Genomic DNA, 20818 nt, shown 5'->3' on the forward strand with positions numbered 1-20818 from the left:
CGCAATTTTAATACAGTTCGAGTTTGGATATTAATAAAGCGTTATGAATTATTTTATTCAGGATAAATTCAGAATTAGGGCATTATTTTGCCGTATAAATTTTTGATATGCGTTATTTTATACTAAGCCTGATTTCATTATTCTCATTCGCAGTTGCTGCACAATCATCAAATACAAAAGGAAAAATCACAGGAAAAGTGATCGATGCCGAAACCAAAATTCCCATAGAAATGGCAATTGTAAGTGTCTATCGCACGGGAGAAACTAAAGTATTAAATGGTCAGACTACAGATCAAAACGGAGCGTTTGTTATTGAAAATCTTCCTGTTGGAGAATACAGAATCACCGTTGATTTTATAAGTTACAAAGAAGCTTCATTCAATACAATAAAAGTGAATTCCGATTTAGTAAATCTTGGAAATATTTCTTTAGCGCCTTCGTCGAATCAATTGGATGAAGTAAAGATTGTTTCAAAGACACAAACTGTTCAAAACAAAATCGACAAAATGATTTACAATACATCCAATGATTTGACAAGTCAAGGCGGTGTTGCCACAGATATTTTAAAGAATGTTCCGATGGTAAGTGTCGATATTGACGGAAATGTAGAGTTGCAGGGAAATCCTAATATTCGTTTTTTAATCAACGGAAAACCTTCAAGTATATTTGGCGCCAGTGTTTCAGATGCATTGCAGTCTATTCCCGCAAGTCAAATCAAAAGTATAGAAGTTATTACAAGTCCGGGCGCTAAATATGATGCCGCGGGAACTGGAGGAATTATAAACATTATTTTAAAAGAAAGCAAAGTTCAGGGAATCAACAGCAGCATCAATTTATCGGCTGGAACGCGTCTTGAAAATGGTTCTTTTAACTTAAATGCACGAAAAGGAAATTTTGGAATTGGAGTTTATTTTAGTGGAAACAAACAATTAAATACAAAAACAAAAAGTTCAAGCGATCGTATATCTTACAATGCAGAAAGAGACAGTATTAATAGATTGTATCAAAATGGTATAAGTCCTTTTACCAGAAGTGGATATCAAACTGGTATAAATGCAAATTGGAGTATATCACCAAAAGATGAATTAACGGCTACTTTAGGTTACAATCATTTTGAGAATAATTCTTCGGGAATGACATTTCAGGATCAGACTTCGTCTTTGTCTAACGGAACAGTTTTATCGGAAATTATCAGTGAAAGAAATTCAGTAAGTAATTTTAAAAATAATGCTACAGACTGGAGTTTAGGCTATAAAAAAGCCTTTGAAAGAGAAGATCAGGAATTGAATTTTCTGGTGACATCAAGTTATGGCAGAAGTCAAAATGATGCTTCACAACAAACTGCTTTTCAGGATAATGTTGATCCTGTTTCCGGACTAAGAAGTTATAATCCCGGGAAAGATCATCAAATTGATTTTTCTCTTGATTTTGTGCGTCCGCTTGCTAAAGGATTTATGCTTGAAATGGGATCAAAAGTTTCATTGGAGAAAATCGATAATAATGTTGTAACAGATACTTTGGCGCTTGATGGATCGTATGTAAATAATCAGGGACAAACCTATGCTTTTCAATACAAACGAAACATTTATGCCGCTTATTTATCTACTTCTTTTGCCTTGTTTAACAACTTTCTGGAAGGAAGAGCGGGACTTCGATACGAGCGCACCAATACAACTGCTGATTTCATTGGAGTTTCTATTCCGGGTTACGATACTTTTGCGCCGTCTTTTACGGTTCAGCATAAGTTTGGTGAAAATCAATCTATAAAATTCGCTTATAGTTATCGTATTGAAAGACCGGATTATGAAGAACTGAATCCGTTTTTTAATATCAGTGATCCACATAATATCAGTACGGGAAATCCATTTTTGAAACCTGAAATAGGCAATCGTTTTGAACTTGGCTACAGCAAAACATTTGCAAATAATGCCAATATTTATTTCTCAGGATATTACCGCAGAAATACAGATGATATACAAAGTTTTACCACATTTCATCCTGTTTTGGATGTCAACGGAACACAATATACAGATGTAACTTTAACGCAGCGTTACAATATTGGAACGCAAACTGATATTGGCGCAAGTATATTTGGGTCTATTAAAATTGATGATAAACTGAATATCAGAACCACTATTGAATTTGGAGATCGCACAACAACTAATCCGGCTTTGCCAACTGTAAGCGGCTTTAATTACAGAGCAAATCTAAATTTAAGTTATCAATTTGCACCTACAATGATGGGAGAAATTTTTGGAAATTACCGTTCTTCTCAGAAAAATATTCAAGGAGATCGTCCGGCTTCCTTTTTCTACAATTTGGCTTTGAGAAAGCAATTTTTACATAAAAACGCAAGTTTGGGCGTAACGATGGCGAACCCTTTTAATAAATATATGAGCCAAAGATCTACCAAATACGGAGCAAGTTTTAATCAGGTAAATATTAAGGAAATTCCGGTTCAGTCTTTTGGAATTTCACTTAGCTATAAATTCGGAAAACTGGAATTTAAAAAAGGAGAATCGGACAATAATAATGATCCGCAGCAGCCAACAATTTAATCCAAAACAGAGCAATACTTAATGCAATATTAAGATTCATAAAGGCCTAATTCAGAATTAATTCAGGATTGAGATTCAACTTTGTATTGAATTTAAATTGCTTATTATGAAATATTTATCGCTGATATTGTTTTTGTTTTTCGTTCCGTTTTTGAAGGCTCAAAATATAAAGTTTTCCAAAGAAATTAAAGTCGAAGGAGATTTGGGTTGGGATTATTTATCTGTTGATGAAACGTCACAAAGATTATTTGTTTCCCACGGAAATGTAGTGAATGTTATTGATCTAAAAACAGAAAAAGTAATAGGCAAAATATCCGATACTAAAGGAGTTCATGGTATTACAATTGCCAATAATCTTAATAAAGCTTTTATAACCGATGGAGCTGAAAATGCTGTAACGATAATCAACTTAAACACATTAGAACTTATTGAAAAAGTAGCGATCGAAGGTATAAAACCTGATGCTGTGCTTTATGATAAATTTTCAAATAAGATTTTTGTTTTTAATGCGAAAACTAACGATGCTACAGTTCTGGATGCAGCGACGAATAAAGTTGTAAAAACAATTCCACTTGATGGTAAACCTGAATTTTCGGCTACAAATGCAAAAGGATTGGTTTACGTAAATATTGAGGACAAAAATCAAATTAAAGTTATTGATGCTTCCAAATTAGAAGTAGTACATTCCTGGGATATTTCGCCGGGCGATGAACCTTCAGGATTGGCTTTTGATTCGATTAACAATAGACTTTTTAGTGTTTGTGGAAATTCAATTCTACTTGTAACGAATGCAGAAACGGGAAAAGTTATCACAAAACTGCCTATTGATGAAGGTTCTGATGGTGTTTTTTTCGATGCAAAAAGAAAACTGATTTTCAGCTCAAACGGATCAGGAACGCTGACGGTTATAAAACAAAAAGACAAAGATCATTATGCTGTTGTACAAACCGTAAAAACAGCTAAAGGCGCCAGAACTCTTACTATGAGCAAAGCTACAGGCGCTTTGTATCTTCCAACGGCTAGTTTTGGCAAAACTCCGGCTGCAACAAATGAGAACCCAAATCCTCGTGCACCAATTACGCCGGATTCTTTTAAGATTCTAGTACTAAAGTAGTTTCATATAATTCTTGAAATGCAAAAGATGAAAAGGTATTTTTTTTTCATACTTGTTTTGATTCTGATTGGTTCCAAATCTTTCTCTCAGGAGAAAGATTTGTTTTACTTCATCGACAAAGCAAGAACGAATTCGCCCTTATTGGCAGATTATCAAAATCAGATTAAAATATCAACTCTTGATAGTCTTTTAAACAGGGCTTCTTATAAAACTCAGGTAGCGGCAAATTTAAATGCAAATTACGCTCCTGTAATTAACGGTTATGGTTATGATACGGCTTTGAGTAACGGTCAGATGGTTTCGGCGCTTGTTGGTTTTAACCAAAGAATATTAGGCAAAGGTCAAATTAGTTCGCAAGCCGAATCTTTTAAGCTAATTAAAGACGCTCTTATTATTAATAAAAAAGTAGCAGTTAAAGATTTGGATAAAACTATAATCGCTCAATATATCACGGCTTATGGCACAGAAAAGCAAATGGTATTTAATAATAAGGTTACGAAGCTTTTAAAAGAGGAAGAAGTAATTCTAAAGAAACTGACCAAAAGTTCTATCTATAAACAAACAGATTATCTGATTTTTGATGCGACTATAAAACAGCAGGAACTTACCGCTTTACAGCTAAAACAACAATATCAAAACGATCTCGCACTTTTAAATTACCTCACAGGAGAAAAAGATACATCTGAAGTACAACTTAAATCGCCTGATTTAACCATAAAACCTGATAAAGAACAAAGCAATATATTTTTAAAACAGTTTGAAACTGACAGCTTAAAAATTAAGAATGCAGACAAACTAATTGATAATAATTACAAACCGTCGATTTCAGTTTTGGGCGATGCCGGATATAATTCGAGCTTTATTTATCAAGGATATAAAAACTTCGGTTTTAGTGTGGGTTTGGGAGTGAATATTCCTATTTACGATGGAAACCAACGAAGTCTTCAGCATCAAAAAAACAGTATGGCTTTGGCTACGAATGAAAGTTATACAAGGAATTTCAAAAGACAATACGAGCAACAATTGCTTCTTTTAAATCAAAAATTTAATCAAAGCACAGAGACTAATAAAATGCTTCAGTCTCAGCTTGTGGTTGCAGAAGCACTTATTGAGGCTAATAAAAAACTTTTGCTTACAGGAGATGCACAGATTACCGAATACATTATTGCGCTGAGTAATCTTATTTCGATTCAGAATGCGATTGCACAAAACAGTGTCAATAATCTTCAAACTATTAATGAAATCAATTACTGGAAATCCAATGAATAAATATATCTATAAAACGGCAGGATCTTTATTGTTTATGGCGCTTTTTTTAGGTTCCTGCAATAAAACTGCTCCGACAGAAACGCCTGCAGTTGTGAGTGTTCCGGTTACTGTAACCCATATTGATACTACAGCAATTGAAAGTTATATTGATTTGAATGCTACAACATCTTATTTAATTAAAAATACGATTAAGGCGAATACAACAGGATATTTGGAGGTTTTAAATGTGGCATCAAATGATTTTGTTTCGAACCATCAATTATTGTTTTCGCTTAAAACCCGTGAAGCAAAAGTTTTGGGAAATACCATTAATAAAATTGATTCAAGCCTGAATTTTGGCAGCGCAATACAAGTCAGAGCAACTTGCGACGGATATGTAAATGCGGTTAATGTTCAAAAAGGAGATTATGTTCAGGAAGGTGATGTATTGGCGATTATTAACGATGCGAATAGTTTTTCTATTGTTTTGAGTCTTCCGTATGAGCTCAGAAAATTTGTAAAGCTAAACCAAATATTGAATATCTATCTGCCTGACGGAACTACAATACAGACAAAAGTGGACAAATATATGCCAACTGTTGATCCGGCATCACAAACTCAAAATGTGATATTAAAAAGCATTAAAGCTGTCAATATTCCTGAGAATTTAATTGTGAAAGTTAGAATTGATAAAACAACTGATTCCAAAACAATAAGTCTTCCTAAACAAGCTGTTTTGAGTGATGAAACGCAAACTGATTTTTGGATTATGAAAGTTGAGAAGAATAATCTGGCGGTTAAAATTCCCATTAAAAAAGGAATCGAATCTTCCGATAAAATAGAAATACTTTCTCCAAAATTAAAGGCTACGGATCAAATTCTGCTAACGGGAAATTATGGAGTAGGAGACAGCATCAAAATAAAAATTATCAATAAATAAGATAAACTCATGATACCTTTTTTTGCAAGACATAAAAATGGACTCAGCACAATTATCTTCCTGATTTTATTGGGAGGTATATTTTCGTATTCCAAAATGCAAACCGGATTATTTCCTGAGATCACCTTTCCTAAAATAAAAATCATTGCCGATGCAGGTCAGCAACCTGTTGACAAAATGATGATTACGGTTACTAAACCTCTTGAAACTGCAATTAAAAAAGTACAAGGACTTCAAACGGTAAGAAGTACAACAAGCAGAGGAAGCTGTGAAATCTCAGCTTTTATGGATTGGAATGCTGATATTGACTTAAGTAAAACGAGAATTGAAGCGCAAATCAATCAGATAAAAAATGATCTTCCGCCAGATTTGCAAGTTACTGTAGAAAAGATGAATCCGTCAATTTTGCCTGTTATTGGATATGCAATTGACAGTAAAGATCGCTCAGCTGTAGATTTAAAAAAGATCGCCAATTATACCATAAAACCTTTTCTGTCTCAGATTCAGGGAACAAGTGAAATTAGAATTGTTGGTGGAAAAGAAAAAGAATATTGGCTTTCATTAGATTTCCAAAAAATGAGTGCTTACGGAATTACTCCGGCAATGGTAACTCAGGTTTTCACCGAAACCAATTTCATAAAATCCAACGGTTATTTGGCAGATTATCACCATTTGTATTTAACGATTACCGATGCACAATTAGATAAAAAAGATGAACTTGAAAATCTGGTTATCCGCAATAATAGTAAAGGAATAGTAAAGCTGAGCGACATTTGTCTGGTCGAAATCAGAGAAGCCAAAGAATATATTAAAGTTAATGCAAACGGAAAAGAAAGTATTCTGATTGCGGTTATCAAACAGCCGGACGCCAATCTTATTGAGATGTCTGATGCCATGAATAAAAAAATGACAGAACTGAAAGCTATTCTGCCAAAAGACATCACGATTAAGCCCTTTTATGAGCAAGCCAATTTTGTAAATGATGCTGTAAAAAGTGTTACAGACAGTTTACTTATCGGGTTATTTTTAGCCATTATTATTGCTGTTTTGTTTTTAAAATCGGCGAAAGCCAGTGCAACAATTTTAATCACTATTCCCGTTACGCTTTCGCTGACATTGATTGTGCTTTATTTTACAGGGCAAACATTCAATATTATGACACTCGGAGCCATTGCGGCTGCTTTGGGATTAATCATTGATGATGCCATTGTTGTAGTCGAGCAAATTCATAGAACCCACGAAGAACATCCTGACGAACCAACGGTGACACTGCTTCAAAAAGCGATGCAATATTTATTTCCTGCGATGGTAGGTTCTTCAATTAGTACCATTGTGATTTTTATTCCGTTTGTTTTGATGAGCGGAGTAGCGGGATCGTATTTTAAAGTATTGACAGATACCATGATTATTACACTGGTATGTTCGTTCTTGGTAACTTGGCTTCTGTTGCCTGTAATCTATTTATGGTTGTCACCAAAAAAAGGATCTTCAAAGAAAAAAGAAATTGTACATCATGAAGTTAAAACACAAAAATGGGTTTCTTATTTTATAGCAAAACCTGTTTTGAGTATTGTTTTCTGCTTAGTATTGTTGCTTTCTATATTTCTAATTCTTCCCAATTTAGAAACAGGATTTCTACCGGAAATGGACGAAGGAAGTATTGTTTTAGATTATGAATCTCCTCCGGGAACTTCTCTTGAAGAAACAGACCGAATGCTTCAGGAAGTTGAAAAAATAATCATTAAAAATCCCGATGTCGAAGCGTATAGCCGTAGAACAGGAACACAAATGGGCTTTTTTATTACAGAACCTAATACTGGAGATTATCTTATTCAGCTAAAAAAAGACAGATCAAAAACTACCAATGATGTAATTGATGATATACGACTTAAAGTCGAAAATAGTCAGCCTGCACTTCGTATCGATTTTGGTCAGGTTATAGGAGATATGTTGGGAGATCTTATGAGTTCAGTTTCACCAATTGAAGTTAAAATTTACGGAAGCGATCAAAACAAACTACATCAAATAGCACAAAAAGTTGCTGTACTTATTGAAAATACAAAAGGAACGGCAGATGTTTTTGACGGTATTGTACTTGCAGGTCCAAGTGTGAATATTGAACCTAATTATTCATTGTTGGCACAATATGGAATTACTCCGGCTGATCTTCAGTTTCAGATGCAAAGCCAGCTTGAAGGTAATATTATTGGTACTTTATTAGAACAGGAACAATCAACACCAATTCGCCTTATTTATAAAAATTCCGAAAAAAGAAGTCTGGATCAGATCAAAGGATTACAGGTTTTTCTTCCGATAGGACAATCTATTCCGCTTTCGAATTTAGTAAAGATTACACCTGAAAAAGGAAGTGCCGAAATACAAAGAGAAAATCTGCAAATGATGAGCGTTGTTACAGGAAGACTGGATAATAGAGGTTTAGGAACTGTAATGGCAGAAATCCAAAAAAATGTAAGCAAGAATATCGTATTGCCACAAGGCTATTACATAGAATATGGAGGCGCTTACAAAGATCAACAACAGGCATTTAGCGAATTGCTGCTTATTTTGGTTGCTTCGTCACTCTTAGTTTTTGGCGTAATTCTGTTTTTATTCAGGGATTTCAGGGCTGCATTGGTTATTCTTCTTATTTCCGTTTTGGGAATTTCAGGAAGTTATCTTTTGCTTTTCCTGACCAATGTTCCGCTGAATGTTGGAAGTTATACGGGAATCATCATGATTGTGGGGATTATTAGTGAAAACGCCATTTTTACATTTCTTCAATTTCGTGAAACCTATAAACAGACTTTGGATATTAATCAATCTTTGATTTATTCGATTTCAACAAGACTAAGACCCAAATTAATGACCGCAATAGGAGCAATTATTGCTCTGATGCCTTTAGCAATTGGAGTCGGAACCGGATCTGAACTTCACCAACCTTTGGCGATTGCCGTTATTGGCGGTTTTATCGTGGCAATGCCATTACTGTTAATTGTACTGCCGAGTTTATTGGCTGTTGTCTATAAAAAACCTAAACATCTTACTTATTTATTATGAAACAAAACTACGTTAGTCTGATTGTCAACGTAATATTAATTTCTAATTTTTCATAAAATGCTAAAACCTATTTTATTATTTCTCGTAAGCTTAACAGCTGTTAATGCGCAAAATACAGTGTCAGATTCTATTGTAGTTCTGGATACTGTGCAGAATTTGAAATTCAATTATAAACAACTGATTATTCCAGCTGTATTAATTGGATATGGTTTTATTGGGCTTGAAAGTGATCAGCTCAAGAGTTTTAATAATAATATCAGAGAAGAAGTAACGGAAGATATTGACAACAAAATCACGATCGATGACTTTTCTCAATATGCTCCGGCAGCATCTGTTTATGCACTGAATGCTATAGGAATTCAAGGTAAAAACAACCTTAAAGACCGTTCGATAATTTTGGCGACTTCTTATTTAATAATGAGTACTACAGTGTTTTCGCTAAAGCACATTACACACGTCGAAAGACCAGATGGAACATCCAACAATTCTTTTCCTTCGGGGCATACTGCGAATGCTTTTGCCGGTGCCGAATTTCTTTGGCAGGAATACAAAGATAAGTCTGTTTGGTACGGAATAAGCGGATACATTGTGGCAACAGGAACGGGATTATTCAGAATGTACAACAACAGACACTGGCTTACTGATGTCGTTGCCGGAGCCGGAATAGGAATCCTGAGTACTAAGGCTGCTTACTGGCTTTTTCCTTATGTAAAAAACACCATTTTTCCATCCAAAGAAAAGAAAGTCACTTCGATGATAGCTCCTTTTTATAATGGAAAACAAATGGGCGCCGGAATGGTTGTGCAGTTTTAGTTCCTTAAAAACACCAATTAGATTTAATTGTAATATTTAATACCACAAAGTTTCTCCAAGCTTTAAACCTTACTGTGTAAATGAAAATCTCAAAAAAAATAAACACTTTTCGCAGAAATACGATGCGATTTTTAACCAGGAACATTGGTTCTTCTCAAAAAACTTCTAAGAAGATTATAGAAGATCCGGCTGCAATAAAGCAAATTTTGATTTGCCGGCCAAATGCAAGACTGGGAAATCTTCTGCTTATTACTCCTTTGATTAAAGAGGTCAGTGCTGCTTTCCCCGAGGCTCAAATTGACCTTTTTGTTAAAGGCGGTCTAATGCCTGTTATTTTAGAAAATTACAATCAGATTGGTGAGATTATTATACTTCCAAAGAAACCTTTCAGTGATCTTTTTAACTATTTAAAAGTTTGGTTTAAAATAGAACGCAAGAAATACGATTTGGCCATAAATGTAGACAAAGATTCATCTTCGGGCAGATTGGCGGTAGAACTTTCTCATGCTGCTTTTAAATTTTATGGAGACGATCTAAACGAAAATGAGGTTAAACCAAAAGATTATCTGCATATTGCCAAATATCCGGTATATAATTTTAGGAATTTTTTGAAAAGTGTTTCACTAAATACGAGCAATAAATCTGTCTCAAAAACCGATCTTAAATTAAGCGAAAAAGAATTGGCTCAAGGCCAAAAAATTCTTCACGATAAGTTTGAGAATACCAAGCCAACGATTGCAATTTTTACCTATGCAACCGGTAATAAATGTTTCTCTGAATTTTGGTGGAAAGATTTCTATGAGATTTTAAAAACAAAATACGAAAGAGATTATAATATTCTTGAAATTTTACCGGTCGAAAATGTTTCTCAAATTAATTTTAAAGCAACAAGTTTTTACAGCAAAGACATACGCGAAATTGGCGCAGTAATTGCCAACACAACTTTATTTATTGGCGCTGACAGCGGTATAATGCATCTTGCAAATGCAGTTCATATTCCTGTAATGGGATTATTTTCGGTATCAAATCTTGAAAAATACAAACCTTTTGGGAATAGTTCCCGCGGAATAGACACTAATATTGTTGTTAGTAAAAATCAATATATTCTAATTATTGATGAGATTTTAATGGCGAAGAATAAGTAGGTTCGATAAAAAAAACTCTAATACTTAGACATAAAATCGTAAGATTTTGTCATTTCGAGGAACGAGAAATCTCCACAAGTAGCTCTACAAAGATTGGCGATTTTTCATTGCGGAGTTACTTGCGAAGATTTCTCGTTCCTCGAAATGACAATACTACATTTAAACTTTGCGTCTTAGCGACTTTGCGAGAGATTAATTCTATTTTCTAAATTAAAACTTATAACTATAACCAAAACGTATTACTTGCGTTTCATAATAATCCTTACTGATATAACTAAAACCTTCAGCTTTTATTTCTCTTCGTAAAACCAGTGTATTGAAAATATCCGTAGCATTCAAAAACACTTCTCCTTTTCCTTTTTGAACTGTTTTTTTAATTCCCAAATCGACTGAGAATCTCGAGTCAATTTTTCCTTGCGGAATAATATCAGGAGCAAGATAAATAACAGAAACTTGTCCTTTTAATGTTTTATCGAGTTGAAGCGTATTGTTCCATTTTAAGTTTCCTGAAACCATTTGCTGACGTTCGCCATTATAGATACTTGGAACAGGATATAAATTGGTAACCGTAAAAGCATCAATGGTATTTTGATACAAGTTTCCATTAATATTAAATGAATACCATGAAGTTACTTCTTGCGAATATACGGCTTCGATTCCGAGTGAAGTGCTTTCATCAGCATTCTGGAAAACATTGTAAATCAAAGTACTTCCTGGAACAGTCGTTGCAATTCGCGCTATCGTTCCGTTTATAATTCTATAATATATTGATGAGGTAAAATAACCTTTTGGCATTGTTTTTTTATATCCTATTTCAAAAGCGCTGGTAAATTGTGGACGAAGCGCAGGATTTCCAACTTTTATAATTTCGGCATCATCATATTTTGGAAAAATACGAATATCAACTTCCGCTGGTCTGTCAACTCTTCGATTATAAAAAGCTGTGATTTTATTTTTATCATCGATTTTATATCCAAAACGCACATTCGGAAAAGGTTCCGTATAATTATATCCGTTGCTTTTGTAAGTTGGATGATCCGGATTTACATCATATTGAAGCTTTACATATTCAAGGCGAATTCCAAGTTCTGCTTCAATTTTATCATTTTCAAAGATATAATTAGAATATAAAGCAGGAATTATTTCTTTATAATTTGCCCAACCTCCGGCATTTGCATCAATAGGAGAATTTTGTACCGGAAAAAACTGCATATTGGTCGGAATTTCTCTGTTTCTGAATTTAAATCCAGTTTCAAATCGTCCGTATTTCAAAGGTTTAATGTAATCAAGATTAATATCGATTACTTTTTCATCAGATAATAATTTAAAAGAATCTTGTCCAACAGAAGTTGGTAACGTATTGGTAAATAGATACTTTTCATCTTCGCGATGATATGTATAGTTGATTCCTGCATTTAATTTATGTCCCGGTTGTTTGAATTTATGTTCGTAAGACGCGCTCGCCATTACCGTAGTTTTAAGTTCATCTTCAAGAAATGACCAAAGACGTAATCGCTGAGAATAATCCTGATTAAAGAAAGGTTCGTCGCCGTTGTCTATAATTTTTTCACTCCCAAAAAGTCCTGAAAAAGAAAAGCTGTTTTGTTCGTTATAATTCCAGTCGATTCCGGATTTAAGAGTTGTAAATTGAGTATCACGATTTCTGACAGTTTGCTGATTGATAATAGTTCCATCATCATAAGTTCGGGTTACAAATTCATTTTTGTTGAGCGTTTCGGTATATAAATAATCTGCCTGAATGTAGGCGTTTATTTTATTCTTGCGATAATTTAGCGAAAGCGATGGATTCATTTTTGGCGTCATCTGATATTGCGGGCGAATAGTTGGCAGATTTGCTTTTCGTTCCCAAAGTGCTCCATATCCTGAACTGATTCCGACTTTTCCGTTGAATCCTTCTTGTTTGTTTTTTTTATAAATAATATTGATAATACCGGCATTTCCGTTGGCATCAAATTTTGCAGAAGGATTATTTATAATTTCAATTTTTTCAATGGCAGATGCCGGAATATTATCCAAACCAGACTGATTTCCAAAACCTGTCAGCGCGGTTTGTTTTCCATCAATAAGAACCATTACTTTATCATTTCCGCGAAGCTGCACTTTTCCGTCGTGAAGTGTTACGCCCGGAAGACTTTGCATGGATTGAAGAACAGAACCTCCGCTTTGCGTAATATTATCGGCTACAGAAAAGACTTTTTTATCCATTTTGGCGCTTACTTCTGAGGTTTTAGAAGTTACTACGACTTCAGATAATGTATTGATATCTTCTTCGATCTCGATAATATTGAGATCCAGAAAATCGGATAATGTGCCTACGAATACTTTTTGGGATTTGGTTTTATAACCTATAGAAGTAATTTCGAGAATATAATTTCCGGATGGAACGGCGGGAATATTAAAACGCCCTTCTTCGTTAGTTACTGTTCCGGCAAGCATTTTTTGATCTTTTGCCGTTTTTAAAACTACATTAATATAAGGAAGTATAGTTTTTGAGGTTTTATCTTTAATTAATCCTGAGATTGTAGCTGTGGTGTTTTGCGCCGTTACGTTGTAAATTTTCATTACAAGAAACGACAATACTAGTATTATCTTTAATTTCATTGGGATGGTTTTAATCTGCTATGCTTTTAATATAAGTTCCTTGTTTGTCAAAAATCAGGTCAATAGAAGTTACCTGAGCTTCAAAAGTAACGGTGCCATGAGCATCAGTTATTCTTGCAGCTTCTTTGATTTTCTTGTTTTTGTATGTTTTTTGAATGTAAGCCAGAGCTTTGGCAGGAAGTTTTTTTACGCTGATTTCTTCTTCAGTTTCCAGAATGTTTCCATCAGAATCTAAAAGCATCGCATGTTCTGTTTTGCCAATTGTAAAACTGGCTTCATAATTCTCTTTTTCCTTTTCCCATTTGACATGAGTTTGGTCGGGATAGGAAATTAAAAAGGTCGATTTTACAATATTAGGAATCTCTTTTTCGCTTACACGTTGCGCTATGGCAAAGGAAGAAAAAAGCAGAACTAAGCATGTTAGGATTGAATTTTTCATTTGTACTAATTTTTTTAATGGATTAAAAAATGTAGTACAAAGTTGAATTACGAATCTGTAGGAAGTTTGAATTTTCTAGAACTTCACGCTAAAACTATGTAAATTATTATAAAAACTATAGTTTATTTCCCAGTGATTCAGTTTTGTGATTTTTTTGATAATTGCCAAACCAAGTCCATTTCCCTGAGACGAAGGATTAGATTTTGCAAAACGGTTAAAGAGTTTTTCAATTTGTAATGGCGTTTTCTGACCTGTATTCAAAAATATCAATTCATTTTCGAGAGTTGTAATAATGATTTTGCCGTTTTTTTCATTGTGGCGAATAGCATTTAGAAACAAATTATTAATCAAAACTTCCGTAAGGGCAGGATTTCCGGTAATAGTTAAAGCTGCAGGAAATTCAGTTATAATAGTCAGGTTTTTTGCACTTGCTTGTTCGGTAAAAAAATCCAGATGTTTTTTAATATAATCGTTAAGAACAATCGTGGTTTTTTCGAGAAAACTCTCGTTGTCAATTTTCGAAAGCAAAAGCAAGTTCTTGTTAAGTCTGTTAAGTCTTGAAACATCTGTATTTAAGGAAGCAACAAGAAAAGATTGTTCTTTGTTGAGATCAAGCTGAGTCAGCGTATCGATTTTTGTTTGAAATAAAGCCAATGGCGTCTGAAGTTCATGCGCGGCATTTTCGACAAATTCTCTTTGACTTTTATAAATGGCTGTATTTTTTTCAATTAGTCTTTCCAGACTTTTGTTAAGACGATCAAATTCGTCAATATCAGTCGGAATAAAATGCGGCGGTTTATTTTTATCGATTTCAAAATCCTGAATTTGATTTAATGTATTATAAAAAGGACTCCATATTTTAGCCGCGGTAGTTTTTGAGATCCAGATAATTCCAATCAAAAGCACAACAATGATAAATAGAAACATGACGGCAATACTAAAGACCATTCCTTCCATTTCTACGAGATTTATTTTCTCCGTATAAGTATATTTCTTACCATTTATAGTTATAGGAGCATAAAGTACACGAAAAGGTTCTTTCTCTTTAGCAATAGAATCATAGAGCATTTTCCCAACAATAGAATCTTTTTTAATGCCCATATCAGGCACAATCATTACTTCATGATTGTATTTATTCCATAAGTCAATATCGGTTTGTGTAAATCCCTTATGGCTTTCCTTCGCAAAAGCGCCTTTGTGAAAATGGAGCACTTCATCAGTTTCATAAATATAAAGCTGTTGACTTATATAATAAAATAATGGCGCCGCAATCAATAGAATAATGATGGCAAAAGCAAGAAAGCTGTTGGTTGTCTTGTTGAGTAGTTTCTTTTTATTCATTTTCCCATTTATATCCCAAACCGTAAACTGTTTTAATGTAATCGCCGCTTCCCGCCTGGTGGAGTTTCTTTTTTAGATTTTTGATATGTGCATAAATAAAATCGTGATTATCGAGCATATCAGCCATATCTCCGGAAAGATGTTCAGCAATAGCGCCTTTAGATAATACCTTATTTTCGTTGCTAATTAAAAAAAGAAGTAAATCTATTTCTTTTTTGGTCAGATCTAATTTGATATCGTTTACCGATACCGATTTAGAAAATATATCAATTACGATTTCATTGAACGTTATACTATTACTTCCTTTAAAATTCTTTCTTCTGATAAGAGCTTGCATTCGAACCAAAAGTTCTGAGAGATGGAAAGGTTTGGTAAGATAATCATCGGCACCAAGATTGAATCCTTCCAGACGCGTTTCGAGAGTTTCCTTAGCCGAAACCACAATAACTCCGTCAGTTTTGTTTTTTCTTTTAAGTTCTCTTAGAATATCAAATCCGTCACCATCAGGCAGCATTAAGTCCAGAAGTATGCAATCATAATCATAGGAATCAATTTTGTTAAGTGCCAAATCATAGGTTTCGGCAGTTTCGCATTGAATTCCGTTGCTTCTAAAATAATTCTTGATGCTTTGAGCAATTTCCAGCTCATCTTCTATAATTAAAATCTTCATGCCGCAAGTTTATATATAAATTTTGTAGAAAAGTTGAATTGGAAATGATTTGCGTTTTTTTCTAGTAAAATCTAAGGTAATAATTTAAGGCTAGTTGTCGATTACAATTTTCGAAAAAAAAATGCTCAACATACAGAAAAACAGATTTTAAGCGCAATCAAAAATCTAAAAAAAACTTCCTCATATAATATGTCTTGTTGTATTACAAATAAAACTCTTGGAGACATTTGAGAAATTAGAAGTTTGATAATTTGCCAAAAAATAAGAACTGATGATTTTAGCTTATTTCATTAGAATAAATGACTGTTTATCTTCAGTTCTATTGTGCTGTAAATTAAGTATATGTTAAGCCAATACTATGAACTAGTTATGTTTTCTAACAAATTTAAATTATACGTTAAAAATAAATTGAATCCGGTAGAAATTCTAAATTTCTTCAGAATTGACCAATTATTTTACTTTTTATTAAAGCGTAAGAAATGAACAGTAAAATGAGATTAGCTAATCTTGCAGCCGGCAAATTTAATGGATTATTAACGGTTTTACCAAAAAGATGGATTGGTTCATAGGCAAGAAGAATTATCGTTTTTAGAGTTTTTAGATTGTTTTTCTTAAAGAAAGAAGAACAATATTTTAACCTGAAAACTATTTGAGAACCAAATAAAAGTAAAAAAATATTAATACAATTAAACATAATGAATACGTATATTATTAATAATTATTCAAGACTTAAACCTTTTCTGTTTTTTCTTCCATTATTTTTTTTAGCTGCCATCGTTTTATTTTTGTACAGTCGAAATGCTTTAAGCGCAGATCAGTACATACAAATTCAAAAAGACAGTTTCTATTTTATTAATCATCATTTGGGACATTATCCAGGTTTTGAATATAATCTTACTCAAATAGGAGACGCGCTTGTTTTTTTATCATTTTTAAGTGTTTTTATTGTTTATGCGCCTAAATTGTGGGAAGCTTTAATTTCTGGCTTACTGGTTTCTCTTTTATTTTCATGTCCGCTGAAAAAATTATTCTCAGTACCAAGACCTGCGGCTGCGTTTAACAATGAGACTTTTTTTATTGTGGGTAAAACATTGACCGGACATAATAGTTTGCCATCAGGACATTCGATTGTAATTTTTACCGTACTTACAATTTTACTTTTTGCTTTTATGCCTCAAAATTTCAAAATGAAAGTTTTATGGTTTTTTGCAATCGGAATTTTAGGATTGTTTATTGCATTTTCAAGAGTTGGAGTGGGAGCGCATTATCCTCTTGATGTTCTTACAGGAGGAATTATTGGATATATCTCGGGATTATTGGGTATTTTTATAAGCCGAAAATTTAGAATCTTCGCTTGGATTAACAATAAAAAAAGCTATCCTGTATTCGTTGTTTTGTTTCTTATTTGCGGTATTTGCTTAATCAACAAAATAATTAATGAAGATTTAATCATCTTTTATTTAGCATTCATTAGTTTAGCCGTTTCACTTTATAAAATTACTACCGTTTCCGTATATGAAATTACAGCCGTTTATGCCAAAAAGTAACTTGAAACTAACTCATTTTGCTTTATTAATGAGTTTATTAAATTTTTTATTCTTTCATTTTCCTTTTTTTAGCTACGTTTTCAACAACGTCGATTATAAAAGTTTAAGTGGTATAGTTTTGATTATTAGCTTGGTAATTGTAATGCTCATTGCAAATGCTTTTGTATTTTATCTGATATTTTTTCTCTCGCGTTACGTAGGTAAATTTTTGCTGGTAATATCTTTTATAATCAATTCGATTGCAGTTTACTTTGTTAATACTTACGGCGTTATCGTAGACGAAAGTATGATTGGTAATGTACTTAATACCAATTATTCAGAGTCTAGTAGTTTTTTCTCTTTTAAATTAATACTGTATATTCTTTTTCTGGGTATAATTCCGAGTATTTATATTATTAAAGTAAAAATCATAAATACAGATTTTAAGAGATTTTCGATTACTTCTTCGCTAACCTTATTACTTATTGTTGTTATAGCGTTTGCCAATGCAACTAACTGGCTTTGGATTGATAAAAACTCCAAACAATTGGGAGGTCTTGCAATGCCTTGGTCATATTCTGTAAATGTGTCGCTTTTTTATATTCATAAAGCCAAAAAGAATCAAAAAGAAATTTTACTGCCAAATGCCGTAATAAAAGACAATCAGAAATCTGTTGTGGTTTTAGTAATTGGAGAATCTGCCAGAAGCCAGAATTTTTCACTTTACGGATATAAGAAAAACACCAATCCGTTGCTTTCCAAAATACCGAATGTATTTCATTTTGATGCCAATTCTTGTGCGACATATACAACAGCTGGCGTAAAATGTATTTTGGAACATACCAATTCAGATGAATTATATGAAATCTTACCTAATTATCTTTACAGAAATAATGTAGAAGTTGTCTGGAGAACTTCAAACTGGGGAGAACCTCCGGTACATATTGAGAAATATCAAAACAGAGATATTCTAAAGAAAGGCTGTAAAGGCGAAGAATGCAATTATGACGAAGTTCTTTTAAGAGGATTAAAAGAGCAGATTTTATCCAGCAAGAAAAATAAAATACTGATTGTATTGCACACAAGTACAAGTCACGGACCAACTTACAGCAAAAAATATCCGCCTGCGTTTGAAACTTTTAAACCGGTTTGTAATAGTGTTGAACTGGGAAAATGTTCTCAGCAAGAACTCTTTAATGCTTATGATAATACGATTGTTTACACAGATTATATTTTATCAAAAGTAATTGAAGATTTAAAGGAATTAAAAGAGTATAAAAGTGCGATGATTTTTGTTTCGGATCACGGAGAATCTTTAGGCGAAAAGAATCTGTATATGCATGGAGTTCCAATAAGTTTTGCTCCAAAAGAACAATACCAAATCCCTTTTATAGTTTGGGTATCTGACAATTCAAAACAACTTAAGGCAAATAAATCAGTATCTCAAAATCACGTTTTTCATAGTGTTTTAAACTTTTTAAACATACAAAGTCCTGTTTATAAAGAGGAGATGAATATTTTTAAATAATCTGATTTTGCCGACTGAAAACACAAGCTTTATTGCTTAGAAGTCAAAGTTGATTAAATAGCGTAAAAAATATATAAAAGCCCATTTCGTTAGAAATGGGCTTTTATTTTGACACATTGATTTGAATTGTTCTTCAGATCCTTTTCTAATTTTGGATGTTTTTGGTAAGTTTTTTTTAATAGATTTGGACTGAAATTTGCAAATCTTATAACCCGTACAATTTCTTATTATTAATAAAAAGCACTCAAAAACAAAACTATGAATGCAAAAATTATAGTATTATTACTTTTTCCTTTATGGGGTTGTTTTGCACAAAAATTGAATATCCGTTATAGCGATACACTGGTGAAGTATGAAAAAGTATTGACGCAATGTATAAAAGAACATAATGATCATGAACTTGATTGCCGAAAAGAATATTATCATGCGCTGCAGGATTATGAATCTGATGTATTTTATGCGGTAAGAAAGGTCAAGGAAAAAACGAAGACTGCAGCAGAAATAGAGGCAATGAATGTGGCAGAGGGCGAATGGAAAAGATCATCGTACTGGTATATAGCCAAATTAATGAAGGAGTTTAAAGACAAACATCCAGGCAAATTTGTATGGGATACTGATGCGGATTTAAAAGCAGATATTAGGATATTCTATATAAAAACTGCCCAATATTTTACAGACAGAATGAACTATTTGTTAAGTTTAATAAAAGACAGCCAATAAATTTCGCAACTGATTACTATTACATAATTTTGTAATCTATGAAGTAACCAGTTTCTTAATATACTATGAGCAATACATTTTCTGACAACAGCCAAATAGGAATAGTTTCTACTTTCTCTGAGCTTATAAATACCGATTTCAAAGGAGAAATGAACGCATTATGCTGGCACAGAAATTTGGATGGCGATTTTAACGAAATTGTAGCCCAATTGTCTCTGGAAGAAAATATTACAGAAGTTCATCCCGAAGATTTAATCGCACTCCAATTATCCGAAAAAGGAAATATAGCAAGAGAAATAATCTTAAATGATCTACAATTATTAGCTGATTTTGGCGCTTCGCCTTCACTTAATTTACTGAAATGCTATGAACGTGATGACGAATTTGATTTCATATCGACAGATGTGTATTCGTTTCATGTTGATCGTTCGCCTATTGCAACAGATACTTTTTTATGCACGTATCACGGAGCCGCAAGTGATATTGTTTCTAATTCAGAAGCAGAACAAAAAATCCTGATTCCGGAAATCCGAACAAAGCTAAAAGAACTTCACGATGGACCAACAGAAGAATTCGAAGACTTTTTGAAAGAAAATTATTTTGATTTGCATTATCAGCTAAATGCTGACGCAGAACCTGTTAATTTAGGATTAGGACATCTTTGGCGATTGGCCGTAGATCATCCAAAACAAGAAGTTTTGCCTTGTATTCATAGAGCGCCAATAGAAAATGAAGGAGAATATAGGTTGTTGTTGATTTGTTAGAAGAAATTTTTGAATAATTGAATTGAGAAATGTGCCGTTAGGCACAAAATATCGGTAGAAAGTAGTTCAGCAGAATACATTGGCGTGCCGTAGGTACGCAACAAAACGATAATCATTGCGTACCTACGGCACGCTAAACTTCTTCCAATTCTTGTTTTCTACCAATATTTTGTGCCTAACGGCACATATCGCAGAATTTCAACTCTTGATAAGCTAGAAAACGTCCTTTAAAATCTCTTTAAGAAACACAACTATAATCTTCATGCTTGGCAGGATTTCTTTTTTAACTTATATTCGCTCTTTATACATTTATGAGTACATTTAACTCATTTA

Annotated in this window: 15 protein-coding genes; 11 read left to right on the forward strand and 4 right to left on the reverse strand. The window is 33.3% G+C overall.

The features are described 5' to 3' along the window. Positions 1-107 precede the first annotated feature (107 nt). The 7 genes from WN975_RS04670 to WN975_RS04700 all read left to right on the forward strand — a co-directional run bounded on the left by WN975_RS04670 (position 108) and on the right by WN975_RS04700 (position 10875). Positions 108-2558: a TonB-dependent receptor gene (locus WN975_RS04670; protein WP_337965458.1), complete on the forward strand. Its 2451-nt coding sequence runs from the start codon at positions 108-110 to the stop codon at positions 2556-2558. 106 nt (positions 2559-2664) lie between these two features. Then, on the forward strand, positions 2665-3672 hold the full coding sequence (locus WN975_RS04675) for a YncE family protein (protein WP_337965459.1): 1008 nt from the start codon (positions 2665-2667) through the stop codon (positions 3670-3672). 27 nt (positions 3673-3699) lie between these two features. Next, positions 3700-4941, forward strand: a complete 1242-nt coding sequence (locus WN975_RS04680) for a TolC family protein (protein ID WP_337965460.1) — start codon at positions 3700-3702, stop codon at positions 4939-4941. Further along, a complete protein-coding gene (locus tag WN975_RS04685) occupies positions 4910-5860 on the forward strand; it encodes an efflux RND transporter periplasmic adaptor subunit (RefSeq protein ID WP_337965461.1) in 951 nt (316 codons plus the stop codon). Before WN975_RS04680 ends, WN975_RS04685 begins: the two co-directional genes overlap by 32 nt. A gap of 9 nt (positions 5861-5869) precedes the next feature. Next, complete coding sequence (locus tag WN975_RS04690) at positions 5870-8917, forward strand: efflux RND transporter permease subunit (protein WP_337965462.1); 3048 nt, start codon at positions 5870-5872, stop codon at positions 8915-8917. 57 nt (positions 8918-8974) lie between these two features. Continuing rightward, the gene (locus WN975_RS04695; RefSeq protein ID WP_337965463.1) at positions 8975-9730 is read left to right on the forward strand and encodes a phosphatase PAP2 family protein; all 756 of its coding nucleotides are present in this window, start codon (positions 8975-8977) and stop codon (positions 9728-9730) included. Between the two features lie 80 nt (positions 9731-9810). Then, entirely contained in the window at positions 9811-10875 is a 1065-nt protein-coding gene (locus tag WN975_RS04700; protein ID WP_337965464.1) for a glycosyltransferase family 9 protein, read from the forward strand. 210 nt (positions 10876-11085) lie between these two features. Here the strand turns inward: WN975_RS04700 and WN975_RS04705 are convergent, their stop codons facing one another. From WN975_RS04705 to WN975_RS04720, 4 genes are all read right to left on the reverse strand, one after another. After that, on the reverse strand, positions 11086-13497 hold the full coding sequence (locus WN975_RS04705) for a TonB-dependent receptor (protein ID WP_337965465.1): 2412 nt from the start codon (positions 13495-13497) through the stop codon (positions 11086-11088). Positions 13498-13507: 10 nt separating this feature from the next. Continuing rightward, positions 13508-13936 carry a hypothetical protein gene (locus WN975_RS04710; RefSeq protein WP_337965466.1) on the reverse strand — a complete coding sequence of 143 codons (429 nt, stop codon included), beginning with the start codon at positions 13934-13936 and terminating at the stop codon, positions 13508-13510. Between the two features lie 75 nt (positions 13937-14011). Next, positions 14012-15277 carry a HAMP domain-containing sensor histidine kinase gene (locus tag WN975_RS04715; protein ID WP_337965467.1) on the reverse strand — a complete coding sequence of 422 codons (1266 nt, stop codon included), beginning with the start codon at positions 15275-15277 and terminating at the stop codon, positions 14012-14014. Continuing rightward, positions 15270-15947, reverse strand: a complete 678-nt coding sequence (locus WN975_RS04720) for a response regulator transcription factor (protein ID WP_337965468.1) — start codon at positions 15945-15947, stop codon at positions 15270-15272. The genes WN975_RS04715 and WN975_RS04720 overlap by 8 nt, the downstream gene beginning before the upstream one ends. Before the next feature lie 695 nt (positions 15948-16642). Between WN975_RS04720 and WN975_RS04725 the strand changes: the two genes are divergently transcribed. The 4 genes from WN975_RS04725 to WN975_RS04740 all read left to right on the forward strand — a co-directional run bounded on the left by WN975_RS04725 (position 16643) and on the right by WN975_RS04740 (position 20485). Beyond that, positions 16643-17494: a phosphatase PAP2 family protein gene (locus WN975_RS04725; RefSeq protein ID WP_337965469.1), complete on the forward strand. Its 852-nt coding sequence runs from the start codon at positions 16643-16645 to the stop codon at positions 17492-17494. Then, complete coding sequence (gene eptA, locus WN975_RS04730; protein ID WP_337965470.1) at positions 17481-19001, forward strand: phosphoethanolamine--lipid A transferase EptA; 1521 nt, start codon at positions 17481-17483, stop codon at positions 18999-19001. The genes WN975_RS04725 and eptA overlap by 14 nt, the downstream gene beginning before the upstream one ends. A gap of 258 nt (positions 19002-19259) precedes the next feature. Continuing rightward, positions 19260-19721, forward strand: a complete 462-nt coding sequence (locus tag WN975_RS04735; RefSeq protein ID WP_337965471.1) for a hypothetical protein — start codon at positions 19260-19262, stop codon at positions 19719-19721. 65 nt (positions 19722-19786) lie between these two features. Beyond that, entirely contained in the window at positions 19787-20485 is a 699-nt protein-coding gene (locus WN975_RS04740) for a DUF1826 domain-containing protein (RefSeq protein WP_337965472.1), read from the forward strand. Positions 20486-20818 lie beyond the last annotated feature (333 nt).

This window comes from uncultured Flavobacterium sp., assembly GCF_951805225.1.
Classification (GTDB): domain Bacteria; phylum Bacteroidota; class Bacteroidia; order Flavobacteriales; family Flavobacteriaceae; genus Flavobacterium.